At 63.6% G+C, this 14,690-nt stretch carries 17 protein-coding genes; 2 read left to right on the plus strand and 15 right to left on the minus strand.

From position 1 onward, the window contains the following. Positions 1-97 precede the first annotated feature (97 nt). Complete coding sequence (locus tag AC04SF_RS23300) at positions 98-367, plus strand: CopG family ribbon-helix-helix protein (RefSeq protein WP_488479687.1); 270 nt, start codon at positions 98-100, stop codon at positions 365-367. Next, the gene (locus tag AC04SF_RS23305) at positions 364-672 is read left to right on the plus strand and encodes a type II toxin-antitoxin system RelE/ParE family toxin (protein WP_202350792.1); all 309 of its coding nucleotides are present in this window, start codon (positions 364-366) and stop codon (positions 670-672) included. The genes AC04SF_RS23300 and AC04SF_RS23305 overlap by 4 nt, the downstream gene beginning before the upstream one ends. Here the strand turns inward: AC04SF_RS23305 and AC04SF_RS23310 are convergent. From AC04SF_RS23310 to AC04SF_RS23380, 15 genes are all read right to left on the minus strand, one after another. Next, a complete protein-coding gene (locus AC04SF_RS23310) occupies positions 669-1,130 on the minus strand; it encodes a cytochrome c-type biogenesis protein (protein ID WP_488479688.1) in 462 nt (153 codons plus the stop codon). The genes AC04SF_RS23305 and AC04SF_RS23310 overlap by 4 nt on opposite strands. Further along, on the minus strand, positions 1,127-3,118 hold the full coding sequence (locus tag AC04SF_RS23315; protein WP_488479689.1) for a heme lyase CcmF/NrfE family subunit: 1,992 nt from the start codon (positions 3,116-3,118) through the stop codon (positions 1,127-1,129). Before AC04SF_RS23315 ends, AC04SF_RS23310 begins: the two co-directional genes overlap by 4 nt. 5 nt (positions 3,119-3,123) lie before the next feature. Next, entirely contained in the window at positions 3,124-3,567 is a 444-nt protein-coding gene (gene ccmE / locus AC04SF_RS23320; RefSeq protein WP_010915048.1) for a cytochrome c maturation protein CcmE, read from the minus strand. 8 nt (positions 3,568-3,575) lie between these two features. Beyond that, the gene (ccmI, locus tag AC04SF_RS23325; RefSeq protein ID WP_488479690.1) at positions 3,576-4,715 is read right to left on the minus strand and encodes a c-type cytochrome biogenesis protein CcmI; all 1,140 of its coding nucleotides are present in this window, start codon (positions 4,713-4,715) and stop codon (positions 3,576-3,578) included. Positions 4,716-4,832: 117 nt separating this feature from the next. Then, positions 4,833-5,270 carry an RT0821/Lpp0805 family surface protein gene (locus AC04SF_RS23330; protein ID WP_096456239.1) on the minus strand — a complete coding sequence of 146 codons (438 nt, stop codon included), beginning with the start codon at positions 5,268-5,270 and terminating at the stop codon, positions 4,833-4,835. Positions 5,271-5,456: 186 nt separating this feature from the next. Continuing rightward, complete coding sequence (locus AC04SF_RS23335) at positions 5,457-6,827, minus strand: ATP-binding protein (protein ID WP_488479740.1); 1,371 nt, start codon at positions 6,825-6,827, stop codon at positions 5,457-5,459. Positions 6,828-6,867: 40 nt separating this feature from the next. After that, positions 6,868-7,533 carry a response regulator transcription factor gene (locus AC04SF_RS23340; RefSeq protein ID WP_095203169.1) on the minus strand — a complete coding sequence of 222 codons (666 nt, stop codon included), beginning with the start codon at positions 7,531-7,533 and terminating at the stop codon, positions 6,868-6,870. A gap of 122 nt (positions 7,534-7,655) precedes the next feature. After that, positions 7,656-7,955: a hypothetical protein gene (locus tag AC04SF_RS23345; protein ID WP_096456235.1), complete on the minus strand. Its 300-nt coding sequence runs from the start codon at positions 7,953-7,955 to the stop codon at positions 7,656-7,658. Positions 7,956-8,128: 173 nt separating this feature from the next. Further along, entirely contained in the window at positions 8,129-8,536 is a 408-nt protein-coding gene (locus AC04SF_RS23350; protein WP_096456234.1) for a DUF3168 domain-containing protein, read from the minus strand. A gap of 330 nt (positions 8,537-8,866) precedes the next feature. Next, complete coding sequence (locus AC04SF_RS23355) at positions 8,867-9,589, minus strand: SDR family NAD(P)-dependent oxidoreductase (RefSeq protein WP_488479691.1); 723 nt, start codon at positions 9,587-9,589, stop codon at positions 8,867-8,869. A 136-nt stretch (positions 9,590-9,725) separates the two neighbouring features. Continuing rightward, the gene (locus AC04SF_RS23360) at positions 9,726-10,532 is read right to left on the minus strand and encodes an ABC transporter permease (RefSeq protein WP_488479692.1); all 807 of its coding nucleotides are present in this window, start codon (positions 10,530-10,532) and stop codon (positions 9,726-9,728) included. Beyond that, on the minus strand, positions 10,532-11,365 hold the full coding sequence (locus AC04SF_RS23365; RefSeq protein ID WP_488479693.1) for an ABC transporter permease: 834 nt from the start codon (positions 11,363-11,365) through the stop codon (positions 10,532-10,534). The genes AC04SF_RS23360 and AC04SF_RS23365 overlap by 1 nt, the downstream gene beginning before the upstream one ends. 22 nt (positions 11,366-11,387) lie before the next feature. Continuing rightward, the gene (locus AC04SF_RS23370) at positions 11,388-12,500 is read right to left on the minus strand and encodes an ABC transporter substrate-binding protein (RefSeq protein ID WP_488479694.1); all 1,113 of its coding nucleotides are present in this window, start codon (positions 12,498-12,500) and stop codon (positions 11,388-11,390) included. A gap of 69 nt (positions 12,501-12,569) precedes the next feature. Then, complete coding sequence (locus AC04SF_RS23375; RefSeq protein WP_488479695.1) at positions 12,570-13,664, minus strand: ABC transporter ATP-binding protein; 1,095 nt, start codon at positions 13,662-13,664, stop codon at positions 12,570-12,572. A 136-nt stretch (positions 13,665-13,800) separates the two neighbouring features. Continuing rightward, positions 13,801-14,688: a LysR substrate-binding domain-containing protein gene (locus AC04SF_RS23380; protein ID WP_095203162.1), complete on the minus strand. Its 888-nt coding sequence runs from the start codon at positions 14,686-14,688 to the stop codon at positions 13,801-13,803. Positions 14,689-14,690: the final 2 nt, after the last annotated feature.

The raw sequence follows: 14,690 nt of genomic DNA on the forward strand, positions 1-14,690 counted from the left end.
AAACTTTGGTAATGTACCGGCAACGAGGACGCACAAATCCTTGTTGGCGTTCGTTTGCTGGCCTATGTTGTACACAACTCAGCACAAGGCTTTCACCATGACGACCAGCACCACCATGACAATTCGCGTCTCGTCCGAAACCAAGCTGAAGCTTGAAAGGATCGCCGCCGATACCCGTCGCAGCAAATCCTTCCTCGCAGCCGAGGCGGTCTCTGCCTATGTCGACCGCGAACTGGAGATTATCGAAGGCATCAAACGCGGCATGGCCGATGCGGCGGCTGGCCGTGTCGTGCCCCACGACGATGCCATGGCGGAAGTCGATGCCGTTATCGAAGTCGTGGAAGCCAATCGCAGAGGCAATAGGTGAAGCGGTTCGTCACCTGGTCGCGGGACGCACTGGACGATATTAAGCGGCAAGTCGCCTTCATTGCGCAAGACAATCCCTCCGCTGCCAGACACCTCGCGGATCGCATTCGTGACGCGGGCCGGAACCTTGGCGACATGGCGACGGGCCGGCCCGGTCGGGTAACAGGCACGTATGAGAAGCCCCTCGGCCGCCTGCCTTACGTCATTGCCTATGCGTTGCGGCCGATCGGCAGCCGCGAAAGCGTTGTCATCCTGCGTGTCATCCACACGTCGCGGGACTGGCCGCCGGAGGAATGGCCGAATTAGTCTCTCAGCATCTTGTCCAGCGCCGCCTGCTCGTCGGACGAAAGCGCGGTCGATACCGGGCGACGCGACCGCGCGCTAAGCACAATGAAGATGGCGCCGGCAAAAAGCAGGATCGCCGGCGTGCCCCAAAGCAGTGCGTTGCGCAGGTCGAAGCGCGGCTTCAGCAGCACGAATTCGCCGTAGCGCGAAACGACATAGTCCATAACCTGCTGGTCGGTATCGCCGGCGACCAGGCGCTGGCGCACCAGGATGCGCAGGTCGCGGGCAAGATCGGCATCGGATTCGTCGATCGACTGGTTCTGGCAGACCATGCAGCGCAGGCCTTCCGACAGCGCCCGCGCCCTTGCCTCGAGCGCCGGATCGGCCAGCATCTCGTCAGGCTTCACCGCCAGCGCGGTGCCGGCAAAGCCGAGCGCCAGCATCAGGACGAGCAACGCGGCGGAGAACCTTGCCTTCATGGCAGGACCGTGGGCGCCGTGGCGCTCGCCTGCTTGCGCCGGCGCGAGGGTGCGCCGACACGCAGGCGCCTGTCCATCAGCGACATGGCAGCGCCCGCCATCATCACCAGGCCGCCGCCCCAGATCAGCGTCACCAGTGGCTTCCACCAGAGGCGCACCACAACCGAGCCGTCCTTGGCTTCGTCGCCAAGCGAGATGTAGAGCTGGGAAAGACCGAGGGTCTTGATGCCGGACTCCGTCGTCGTCGTCTGCCGCACCGGAAAGAAACGCTTGGCGGAACTGATTTCGCCGACGGCACTGCCGCCGACGCCGATCAGTTCGAAGCGGCCACGGTCCTCGCTGTAGTTTGGCCCCTGCGCCGGATAAAGCCCGACGAAACGCAGCGTATGGCCTGATAATTCCACCGTCTCGCCGGCGCGCATGGTGAGAATCTTCTCGGTGCCGAAGGAGAGCGTGGCGACGATGCCGAGCAAGGTCAGGCCGAGGCCGAGATGAGCCAATGCCGTGCCGAAGACCGAGCGCGGCAGGCCGGCGAAGCGCCTGACCATGACGGCCGGTGCAGCCGATCCGACGCCTGACTTCACGGCAAGGTCGGTGAGCGCGCCGGCGACCAGCCAGACAGCCAGGCCGATGCCGAGAGCTGCGAACACCGACGCGCCGTCGATAAAGAGGCCGGTGATCAACATTGCCGCCAGCGCCACCGCGAAGGCCGCCATCAGGCGCTGTGATGCGGCAATGATGTCACCGCGCTTCCAGGCCAGCAGCGGGCCGAACGGCACGAGGACCAGAAGCGGCAGCATCAACGGGCCGAAGGTCAAGTCGAAGAACGGCGCCCCGACCGAGATCTTGCCGCCGGTGAGCGCCTCCAACGCCAGCGGATAGAGTGTGCCGACGAGCACGGTGGCGGTCGCCGTGGTTAGGAAAAGATTGTTGAGGACGAGCGCGCCTTCACGCGAGATCGGGTGGAACAAGCCACCGGCTGTCAACCGCGAGGCGCGCAGCGCAAACAGCGCCAGCGAGCCGCCGATGAACAGCGTCAGGATGCACAGAATGAAGACGCCGCGCGCTGGATCGGTGGCAAAGGCGTGTACCGAGGTGAGCACGCCCGAGCGCACCAGGAAGGTGCCGAGCAGCGACAGCGAAAAGGTGAGAATAGCGAGCAGCAGCGTCCAGATCTTCAGCGCTGAGCGCCTTTCCATGACGATGGCCGAATGCAGCAGCGCGGTGCCCGCCAGCCACGGCATGAAGGAGGCGTTCTCGACCGGATCCCAGAACCAGAAACCGCCCCAGCCGAGCTCGTAATAGGCCCAGTAAGAGCCCATGGCGATGCCGCCGGTCAGGAACATCCAGGCGACCAGCGTCCATGGCCGCACCCAGCGCGCCCAGGAGGCGTCGATGCGGCCCTCGATCAAGGCGGCGACCGAGAAGGAGAAGCAGATGGAGAAGCCGACATAGCCGAGATAGAGCAGCGGCGGATGAATGGCGAGGCCGAGATCCTGCAGGACCGGGTTGAGGTCGCGGCCTTCGATCGGCGCCGGATTGAGTCGGATGAAGGGGTTGGACGTCGCCAGGATGAACAGGAAGAAGGCAGCGCCGATGGCGCCCTGCACGGCCAGCACATTGGCGCGCAGCGTCGCCGGCAAATTGGAGCCGAAAGCGGCGACCAGCGCGCCGAAAAAGGTCAGGATCAGCACCCAGAGCAGCATAGAGCCTTCATGATTGCCCCAGGTTCCGGTGATCTTGTAGATCATCGGCTGCAGCGAATGCGAGTTTTCCCAGACGCTCGCCACGGAGAAGTCGGAGTTGGCGTAGGCAGTCGCCAGTGCTGCGAAGGACAGCGCCGTCAACGCAAAGCTGGTTATCGCGACGGGACCGCCGACAGCCATCAGGCGCTGGTTGTTCAGCCGCGCGCCGAACAGCGGCACGATCATCTGCACCAGCGAAAGCGCGAACGCCAGGACCAGCGCGAAATGTCCGGTCTCAACCATGCCCCTCACTCACTTTTGCTCTCCTGCCAGACGCCCTTGGCCTTCAGCCCGTCGGCCACTTCCTTGGGCATATAGCGCTCATCATGCTTGGCCAGCACGCTGTCGGCAACAAAGACGCCGTCCGGGCCGAAACTGCCCTCGGTGATGACGCCCTGCTCCTCGCGAAAGAGGTCGGGCAGGATGCCGGTATAGGTGACCTTGACCGATTTGTGCGTGTCGGTGACCGAAAAGGCGACCGTCGCGCCCTGTCCGCGCTGGATCGTGCCTTTTTCGACCAGCCCGCCGAGCCTGATACGCTGGCCGGGCTGGACGCTTGCCGTGGTGAGGTCGGCAGGCATGTAGAAATAGGACGCCTTCTGGCCAAGCGCGTAGAAGGTCAGCCCGGTGGCGGCGCCTAGGAAAGCCAGTCCACCGACAATCACCGACAACCGTTTCTGCTTGCGCGTCATGTCCAGTTCTACTCCGTCACCGTCAGGCCGAGCGAGGCAGCAAAGGCGGTGAATTTCTTGGCTTCGTCGCTGCCGGCGCCAAAGACGGCGATGGCGCGACCCAGCGCCTCGCGCGCCTGATCGGCCTTGCCCAGCACGACATAGGAACGAACGAGCCGCATCCATCCTTCCGGGTCACGCGGATTTTGCCGCAGTTTTTCGTCGAGGCCGGCGACCATTGTGATGATCATGGCTTCGCGATCCTGCGGCGACATAGAGGACGCGGCGTCGACATCCGCGGCATCGGGACCTTTCGCGGCCGCGCCGGATGCGACTTCGGGGCTGGCGGATTTGGCCAGTGCCTGTTCGACGGCGGCGCGCCATGGCGAACCCGGCGGCAAAGTGCCCAGCATCGCCTGCCAGGCCATGACCGCTTCCTTGTTGCGTCCCTCCTGCGCCAAGCCCATGGCCAGATAGAAGCTGGCTTTCGCGTTGGCCGGATCGAGCTTCAGCGCCGCCTCGAAGGCCTCCTGGGCATCGGCCGAGACAATACCGCCCGCCGCGCCGGCGATCGCCTCGCCGAGGCCGGCCTGGCGAACAGCGCTGTCGCCATCGAGGCGGATGGCGTTGCGATAGGCGGTCACCGCGTCGGAAAAGCGCTGCATGCGCAGATAGACTGGAGCCAGCACGTCCCATCCCCTGCCGTCGGAAGGGTTGGCGGCGAGGTGGGCCTCGGCCCGTGCAACCAATTCGTCGACCGAACTGTCGGCCGGGTTCTTGGCCAGCCTTTCGCTGAGCGGCTGCGCCGGCAGATCGGGCGAGCCGATCCGGCTGTAAACACCCCAACTGACCAGTGGCACCGCCAGCACGGCCACGGTCGCGACAAGCCGTGCGGTGACCGAAGCCGGCCTGGCCGACGCCTTGCCGGCCGTATCGGCATTGTCGAGGCGAAGGATACGGCGCGCGATTTCGGCGCGGGCCTCGGCCGCTTCCGCAGGCTGGATCAGGCCGCGCGCGGCGTCGCGGTCAAGCTCGGACAGTTGATCGCGATAGACTTCCAGATCATGCTCGCCGCTCGACGACGCGCCCTTGGCGCCCCCGGCCAGCGGCAGCAGCACCGCCAGGCTCGCGCCCAGCGTCAGTATTGCGGCTATGACCCAGAACAGCATGGTTCTTCCAATAACGACAGAGCCCTGCCCTGCCAACACAAGCATCCTGCGACGCTTTGACGGCCGCCGCGCCTGACGTCCTTGATCGACATCAACCGGCCGGAGCCGGTCTGGATATCAGGTCAGCGGCGTCCAGCTGCCGTCGGCGTTGCGGCACGCGGTTCCGCGCGCCGTGACGCCTGCTCCGCCGGTGAAGACCGTCTGCGTGTACTGGCGGCAATCCTGCGAACCGACGCGATAGGGCTGGGCCGGAACCACCTCGCCATAGTGCGATGCCTGATCGCCCTTCCACGCCACTTTCTGGCCGCTCGTCGTATATTCGAGCGCCTTGTATTCCGCCTCGAGAGCGCTGCGTTTTTCCGATTCGCTGAGGCCGTTGCCAATCGAGCCGCCAATGAGGCCGCCGTCCATCGCCGAAATGATCGACTTGGTAACCTTGCCGCTTGACGGAGGCGTCGAGGCCGGTGTCGGCGCGAGCGTTGGGCCCTTGCCGCTCAAGGTGCCGCAGCCGGATAAGGCCAGCAGGGCGGAAACAAGCGCGACGCGAATCTTCATGCCAACAACCGGTTTTCTTGAGTTGGAGCCTGCCATGGATGCGCCGGGGGCCGCGTCATCGGAGAAGTAGGCGTGGCCATAGTATTGATATTTGTCGGAAATTTGGCCGTTGCCGGCCGCTCAGGGATCAATCGATATGCCGCCATAACATATGCCGTCCACCGCTGTCGATTGGCCCACAAAGCGTCACTGAAGGCTCCGCAATCGCACCACCGCCTTCAATCCGCCTAGGCCGGACCGTTCGAGCGCGAGAACGCCTCCATACTCGTTGACGAGGTCGGCGACAATTGCAAGCCCCAGACCTGTTCCCGGTTTTGTCTCGTCCAGGCGCCTTCCACGCTTCAGCGCGTCGCGTGCCTTGTCCTCGGGAATGCCGGGACCGTCGTCGTCAATGCTGATCTCGAACAGATTGTCATCCTTGCCGGCCGACGGCGCCACTGTGACCGACACTGTGCTTTTTGCCCATTTCATCGCATTTTCGAGAAGATTGCCGAGCAGTTCCTCGAGGTCCTCGCGTTCGCCGGCAAAGACGATCTCGGTGGCCGGCAGCGACAGTGACAGGCTGGTCTGCGGGTTGAGCTTCTGCAAGACCCGCACCATGCGCTGCATCAGCGGCGCCACCGGCGTGCGGTAGACGACGCTGTCGCGTTGCGCCGCGACGCGGGCGCGCTGCAGATAATGGTCGACCTGTTTCTGCATCGAGGCGGCTTGCTCGGCGATCAATTGTCCCTTGACTCCGCCAAGCGCCCGGCCTTCGTTGAGCAGCACGGCCAGCGGCGTCTTCAGCGAATGGGCGAGATTGCCGACCTGGGTTCGCGAACGCTCGACGATGCGTTTGTTGTTTTCGATCAAGGCGTTGGTTTCGTTGGCTAATGGTTCGATCTCGGCCGGGAAGCGGCCATCGAGCCGCTGCGCTGTGCCTTCGCGCACCATGGCAAGGGCGTTGCGGACCCGGCGCAGCGGCTGCAGGCCGAGCAGGATGGCGATGGCGTTGATGGCGATCATGCCGACGCCGAACAGGCTGAGATAGGTCAGCAGGCGGCGCTGGAAGGTGGAGATTTCCTGTTCGAGTTCGCTCTGGTTGCCCATGACACGAAAACGCGCGGCGCGGTTCTTGGCGTCGAGCACGAATTCGCTCTCGAACACTTCGAGTTGCTCGCCGTCGATGCCTTCGGCCGAATAGCTGCGCTGGAAGCTGGCATTGAAGGGCACTTCGGCGACGCTTGGCGACGGGATTTTGCTCGTCATCGACGACGAATGAAGGTCGCCATGCACGCCTTCCGAGGCCGGCTCGACCGACCAGTACCAGCCTGAATTCGGCTCCGAGAAGCGCAGGTCGCCAAGGTCGGGAGCGCCGGTGAGCGCTCCCGTGTCGGAAATGCCGATGGACCCGATCAGGTTGAACAGATGCGCTGACAACAGGCTGTCGAAGCCGCGCTCGCTGGCTTGGCGATACAGCGTGGTGATCAGGGTGAAGATGACGACAAGGGTCAGGATCGCCCAGACCGTGGAAAAGGCGATGACGCGGAACGTCAGCGAACGCGGCCACAAACGCAGCGAAAGCGGCGCCCTTGCGGTTGTTTTGAGCGGTTCCGAGTTACGCCTCCGGCTCGCGCATGCGGTAGCCCATGCCACGCACGGTTTCGATCATGTCGATGCCCATCTTCTTGCGCAGCCGCCCGACAAACACCTCGATGGTGTTGGAATCGCGGTCGAAATCCTGGTCGTAGAGATGTTCGACCAGTTCGGTGCGCGAGACGACCTCGCCCATATGGTGCATCAGATAGGCGAGCAGGCGGAATTCGTGCGAAGTCAGCTTCAGCGGCACGCCATTGACGTCGGCCTTCGAGGCCTTGGTGTCGAGGCGAAGCGGCCCGCAGGAGAGTTCCGACGAGGCATGGCCGGCGGCGCGGCGGATCAGCGCCCTTACCCTGGCGAGCACCTCCTCGATGTGGAACGGCTTGGTGACATAGTCGTCCGCGCCGGCATCGATGCCGGAGACCTTGTCGCTCCAGCGGTCACGCGCCGTCAGGATCAGCACCGGCATCTTGCGGCCGCCGCGGCGCCAGCGCTCGACCACGCTGATGCCGTCCATCTGCGGCAGGCCGATATCGAGCACGACAGCGTCGTAAGGCTCGGTGTCGCCGAGGAAATGGCCCTCCTCGCCGTCAAAGGCGCGGTCGACGACATAGCCGGCGTCGACCAGCGCGTCCGCTATCTGCCGGTTGAGATCCTTGTCATCCTCGACGACGAGTACACGCATGCGGAGATCGATACCTGTTGAAGAGCTTGGTCATATTGAAGACTTGGGCAGATTGAAGACTGGGCAGATATAGGCCGATTCCGCGGCCTAGGAAACGTGGCCCTGTACGATGGAGGATTGGGTCAGTTCTGCGGAACGACGATCTCGGAACGGCGCGGACGCTGCCCGTCCTTGCCCGGCACCAGCACGACGATGACGCAGACCGGCTGGCCACCGCGTGTCGATTGCGAGGCCTTGGCCAACGTTCCACCATTCTGCTCGGCCACCTGCTGGCCGATCGCGTAGCAGTCATTCCCGGCGACGACGATCGGATCGTCCTGGCCGGACGCCGCGACCGACGCGGCGCTTGCCTGCGACGCGAACAGCCCGGCAGCGCAGAGCGCCAGGGTCGCGGTTCGAAAGTGGGAGCGAAGCGTTTTCATGGTCGGCGTTGTAACGCATCGGTGCTGAACGTGAAATGAACGGTGATCGATGCGAAAACCATGTTCGCTACACCCCTGAAACGCGAGACGACCGGCGGTGATTTCGTCGCTCCGAACCGACGAAATCCCGCAAATGCCAGTCTAGACTCCGTTTCGGTCAGATTGAAAGCGTGTCAGGCACTTTCCTGCGTCAGCGCACGAAACCGCAGCAACCCGTGGTGCACAAGGAGATCTTCGTCGTAACGGGCTTCGGTGAATTCAAGCGACAGCCGCGTCTGGCCGCGCGGGCCGATCACCAGCGCCGCGTCGGCGAGGCGGGCCTTGATCGCATCCATGATGGCGAGTGTCTCAGCATCGCCATTGGCTTTCGACCAGACATGCAGCGTGATCAGCTGATCGTCATTGTTGTCGGCGCCGGTGTTCCAGTCAAAGGCGCTGGTCTGGCCGCAGGTCACATAGGGAAAGGCGGCGTTGTCGGTTGCCTGTTCGAGCAGGCCAGCGCCACCCAGCAACGCCGACAGCGACGCATCGCTCTTGAGCCTTAGAAAAAGTGCCTGCAGCAAATCGCCGGGCGCGGTCATTTGTCGTCCCCCCTCGCCTGTCACGCCTTGTGCAAGCCGTTCGCCATACTGGCAAATTCGCGCGTAACGTAGCCGGCTCGACAAGTCCACGCCATACCGCATGATTCGTCTCACGACGATCATGATCGCCGATCATCTCGAAAATACGACTCTGTTGTGAACAGATTGCCGTGCCGGGCAGCCTTGCAGATCCAACCCGCTCAGCCGGCGGATTGCCCGAGCGCCTTGCGGCAAAGGGACAGCAGAGCCATATCGGAATTCCTCGGACCGAGGACCGAAATACCGAACGGCAGCCCCGGCGAAGTCGAAGCTTTGTCTCCGCAATCTCTGCTAGTATCGGGCCCGGCCGCCCGACATGTCGAAGACAGCGCCAGTGTTGAACGCACTGGCATCCGAGCAAAGCCAGACCGCGAGCGCAGCTACCTCGTCCGGATCGCCGAGCCGCTTCAGCGGACTTGCCGAGATCATCGCGTCGACGGTCTCATTGCCGAGATCGCGGATAAGGCGCGTATCGATCGGCCCCGGAGCGATGCAGTTGACGCGAATATCGGTATCGCTGACCTCACGCGACAGGGCTTTGGTAAAAGCGATGACACCGGCGCTGGCGGCGGAATAGGCCGCAAGGCTCGGCAGTCCCTCTTTCCCGGCAAGGGATCCCATGTTGACGATACGACCCTTGCCCGCTCGTCGCATGAGCGGGAGCACGCGATGCGTCACTTCGAACGTGCCAAGGAGGTTGACCTGCAGGATCCGCTGCCATTCCGCCGGTTCGAAATCCTCGAACGGCTTGTAGCTGCCCAGCCACCCCGCATTGTTCACGAGAATGTCGATCGCGCTTTCGCCCATAGTGGCAAGCGCTTGCATGACGTTGTCGCGTTTCGTTACGTCCACTGAAAGGGAACGTGTGCCTTCAAGGTCGACGGGCTCAATATCCCAGATCCAGACGTCCGCCCCACTCAAAGCGAGCTTATGAGCGATCGCTCGGCCGATGCCACGGGCGCCGCCTGTGACGATGGCTGTTCGGCCCGCAAAGTCATACGTCACCGACATCATCACCTCCATGAAACGCCAGTGCCTTGTCTATTTAGCGCCGCATCGTGAGTGAAGTCGAGGAGAACGGATGGACGCCTTGCGTCAGAAGACGGCATTCCGCGTCGGGCAGATTCGGCCGCGTTTCGGTGCGTTTGGTCTAGTGCCCGGCGCGCTGCCTGGTGATCACACTCCTCACCGCCAGCACCAGCACCGTGATGATGATCAAGATCACCGAGAGTGCTGCGATCGCCGGGTCGATGTTGTCGCGCAGGCCCATCCACATCAGACGCGGCAGCGTGATGGCGTTGACCGAGGTGATGAACAGGGTGACGCCGATCTCTTCCCAGGACAGCACGAAGGACAAAAGCGCCGCGGTTACGATGCCGAACTTGATGTTGGGCATGATGATGCGGGTGGCGCGCTCCCAGACACTGGCGCCAAGCCCCCTCGCCGCAAGGTCGATGCGCCGATCGAGCTGGCTGAGCGAGACCAGGATCAGCACCGTGGCGAAAGGCACCGTCATGACCGAATGCGCCATGGCGACGCCGAGCCAGGTGTCGTAGCCGAAGAAGGAACTCATGCCCGAGACCGAGGTCAGCAGGAAGTAGAGCGTGATCGCCGAGACCACCGGCGGCACCACCATCGGCAGCAGCACGAAACCGACGAGGGCCGCGGTGAAGCGCGGCTGGAACATCCAGACGCCGAGGCTGAAGCAAAGCGCCAGCACGGTGGAAAAGGCGCTGCTGACGACGCCGATGCGGACCGACAGCAGGATGGAGTCGATCCAGCGCGGATCCTCGATCAGCGCCCGGTAGTGGCGCAGCGACAGTTCGCCTGACGGCATCGCCAGCATGCGGCTCGGCGTCAGAGACACCGGGATGACGGCAAGCAGCGGCATCAGCAGGAACAGCGCCACCAGGGCGGCGAGGATCAGCGAGACGGAACCGGGGCGATAGGTCGGCATCAGATCAACTGCTTCGGTTTGACGTAGCGGAACAGCAGTGCCATCAGCGCGCCGACGAACAGCACCAGCACGACGCTGATCGCAGCCCCCAGCCCCCAGTCCGGGCTCTGAAAAATCCTGAGATAGATCAGTTCGGCGATCATGACGCTGCGGCCGCCGCCAAGGATCGCCGGGGTGACGAAGAAGCCGAGCGAAAACACGAAGACGATCAGCGCCGAGCCGATGATGCCGGAGCGCGTCATCGGCACGAACACCGTCCAGAAGGTGCGCATGCGGCTGGAGCCAAGCCCGCGCGCCGCCAGAAGCACGCGGTCGTCGAGGCTGCGCATGGCGGATGCCAGCGGGAAAACAGCAAACGGAATGAGGAAATGCGTCATGCCGACGATGACGCCGAATTCGTTGCGCACCAAGGTCAGTGGTTCGGAGATGAAGCCGATCGACTGCAGCCAGGTGTTGATCAGGCCACGATTGGACAAAAGCGCCACCCAGCCGAAGGCGCGCGTCAGCACCGAGATCCAGAACGGCACCAGGATGCAGAATTCGGCGACAAGGCGCTCCGCCGGGCTGCCGCGCACCCAGACGACCGTGATGGCATAGGCGGCGGCGACGGATACGACAGTGACGATGGCCGCGATGCGCAGCGTGCGGATGAACACCGACTGGACCAGATCGTCGGTAAGCAATGCTTCATATTGGCCAAGCCCGGGCGTCGGCAGAGTAAAACTCCACTTCACCACGCCGAGAAACGGCCAGGCATAAGCCAGGACGAGGAACAGGAGCAGCGGCGCCATCAACAGCGCCGCGCCCATCCTGTCGGAGAGAACGCCTCTCATCTCAGATCAGCATCGCCGCCAGTCAGGCGGAGATGATCTTGGTGTATTCGTCGAGGGCCGCGCCGTAGTTCTTGGCGTACCAATCCATGTCGAGCGGGATCTGCTTCTTCATGTTCTCGGGATCGACAGGGTTGATGCGCTTCTTGTCGGCTGGGATCAACGCGTCGGCCGCAGGATTGGCCGGGCCTTGGCCGAGCTTGTCGAACATGACGAGCTGCTTTTGCGGATCCTGTGCGCTGGCGATGAACTTCATTGCCGCATCCTTGCCGCCCGGGTTGCCCTTGAGCACGGCCAGCGCGCCGGGCGAGATCAGGCCCTGGTCCCAGATGAACTTGATCTTGCCGCCGGAATCCTGCTCGATCAGGGAAGCGCGGGTCGACCAGACGATGGCCATCGAGGCTTCGCCGTTGAGCAGCACGCTCTGGCTCTCGGCACCGCCACCCCAGTAGGCGACGACATTTTCCTTGAACGCTGCGATCTTGTCATGCGCGCGCTTGAGGTCGAGCGGGTATAGCGAAGCCGGCGCGATGCCGTCGGCCAAAAGCGCCGCTTCCCAGCTCGACACGCCCCATTTGTAGAGCGAGCGCTTGCCGGGGAACTTCTTCACGTCGAAGAAGTCGGCCATGCCGGTCGGTGCGTCCTTGCCGTATTTCTCGGAATCATAGGCGATGACATAGGAGAAGAAATAGGTCGAAGCGGCATACTCCCAGCCGAAGCCGGGCCGCATCTTCGTCTTGTCGACGATCTTGTAGTCGATCGGCTCCAGCGCGCCCTGGGCCCCGAGCGTGATGGCCGAGAACGGATCGACGTCGACCAGGTCCCAGGTCGGCGCGCCGCTCTTGAACTGCGCCGAGATGGCGCCTTCGGTCGGGCCGGAGCCGTCCATCTTGACGGTGATGCCGGTGTCCTTGGTGAAGGCCTGGCCATAGGCCGCATCATAGGCGGTGATGGCATCGCCACCCCAATTGACCAGTACCAGTTCCTTGGCCGCGGCCAAGGCACCGGTCGAGCGCAGCAGCATCGGCGTGCCGGCAAGCACGAGGGCTGCCAGCTGCGTGAACTGGCGGCGCGAGATCTCGCCGCGTCTGGTCCTTTCGGACAGCGTTTCGATGGCGTTCTTCTTGGTGTCGTTCATGTCAGTTCCCCTTTGTTTTCGTTGATTTCAGTCCGGAAGCCGGTGCGGCGGATCAGGCCGCGCCGGCGCTCATTGTCCTCCGTCCGGAAGGAGGAAACCCTTTTCCGCCGGCCAGGTCAGCCAGACGGAATTGCCTTTGCTCAATGCTGCTGCCGCGACCTCGTTCGGCACCGAGACGGTCACCTTGGCGCCTTGCCGCGTCGTCAGGTCGAGTTTGGTCGCCGCGCCCATATAGGTCGAGGCAATGGCGGTCGCGGCAATGCCGTTCTCGCCGACGGTCGCCTCACGTGCGATCGACATATGTTCGGGCCGGATCGCCAGGATGGCGTCGCCACGGACTTTCTCGGCCTTGCAGTGCATACTGACTGCGCGGTCCTCGCAGAGGCCGGTCGAGCCATTGTCGGCGGGTTTGACCCCCTTCAACGGCAGCATGTTGATCTCGCCGAGGAACTCGGCGACGAAGCGGTTGTCCGGCCGGTCGTAGACTTCGTCCGGCGCGCCGACCTGCAGCAATTTGCCATGGTTAAAGATGGCGACGCGCGACGACAGCGCCAGCGCCTCGCTCTGGTCGTGGGTGACGAAGACGAAAGTGGTGCCGGTTTCCTGGTGCAGGCGCTTCATCTCGGCCTGCATCTGGCCGCGCAGGCTCTTGTCCAGCGCCGAGAACGGCTCGTCGAGCAAAAGCACGCCCGGTTCGAACACCAGCGCGCGGGCAAGCGCCACGCGTTGCTGCTGGCCGCCGGAGAGTTGCGAGGGCAGTTTCTTCTCATGGCCGACCAGGCCGACGCGCTCGATCATTTCGCCGACGCGCTTCTTGATGTCGGCGGCCGATTTCTTGCGCACCTTGAGCGGGAAGGCGATGTTGGCCTCGACGCTCATATGCGGGAACAGCGCATAACCCTGGAACACCATGCCGGCGGCGCGCTGTTCGGCCGGGCGATCGGTGATGTCGGTGCCGTCGCTGAAAAGCTTGCCTTCGGTCGGCTGCACGAAGCCGGCCAGGATCATCAGGAAGGTGGTCTTGCCCGAACCGGAGGGTCCGAGCAGCGTCAGGAACTCGCCGCGACCGATGTTGAGCGACAGATTGTCCAGCGCACGGAACGAGCCGAAGCTCTTACCGATCCCGATTGCCTTGATCTCTGCGGCCCGGCCGGGTTGCTGCATCCTGCCTCTTCCTCAGTCCTGGGTGAAATCGTAGGCAGGCCCGCGGCTCACCGCAACCGAATAGTTTTCGCCTGATCGGCAAATTTGATTCACGTCTGGCAGGTGAGGCGCGCCAAATCTCCCCATCGAGGGGCAATCAGAGTCTATTCTCCGACAGCTTCGCCCTGAGCCAGTCGCTGAAGGCGTTGAGCACAGGATGGCCTGCCTTGGCGTGCTCGAAGACCAGGAAGTAGGAGCGTGGCGAGGGCACGGAAGCTTCAAACGGCTTGACCAGCCGGCCTTCGCTCAGCGCCCGGCGGCCGGTCAGTTCGTCGCCCATGGCAATTCCCTGTCCGGCGACCGCCGCCGAGAAGACGAGGTTCATGTCGGAAAAGAAGATACCACCTTCGGTATCGGGATTCTCCACCTTGGACAGTGCCAGCCAGCGCGCCCAGTCCTCGGTATCGCCGAGGTGCAGCAGGTTGGCGCGCAACACGTCGGCGGGTTTGGAAAATCCGCCCACCTTGTTTAGCAGTGTCGGGCTGCAAAGCGGCGTGAAGTGGACTTCGCAAAGCAGTTCCACCGCGCGGTTCGGCCAGTTGCCGACGCCAAAGGCGATGAAGGCATCGGCGTCCGGATTCGAGACGTCGTCGAGCCGGCGCGGCGTCAGCACCGAGAGCGCCACGTCAGGATACATCTGCTGGAATTCACCGATATGGCTGCACAGGAACATCGAGGCGAAGCCCGGAGGGCACGAGATGGCGAAGGAACCACCGACGCCGGCGCCGCTGTTTTGCGCCCCCGCGTCGCCGAGCACGGTCAGCGCTTTCCTGACATCGGCCGCGTAGCGCTGGCCGCGCGGCGTCAGCGCCACCCCCTTGCCGATGCGCTGCAGCAGATCGAAGCCGAGATCGCGTTCCAAAAGCCGTAACTGGTGGCTCACCGCGCTGCGGGTGAGGTGCAGTTCGTCGGCGGCACGCCAGACACTGCCATGCCTGGCGAAACTGTCGAGGGCGCGCAGCGCCTGTGTGGATGGAATTCTCAAGA

This window comes from Mesorhizobium sp. CNPSo 4671, from assembly GCF_057784245.1.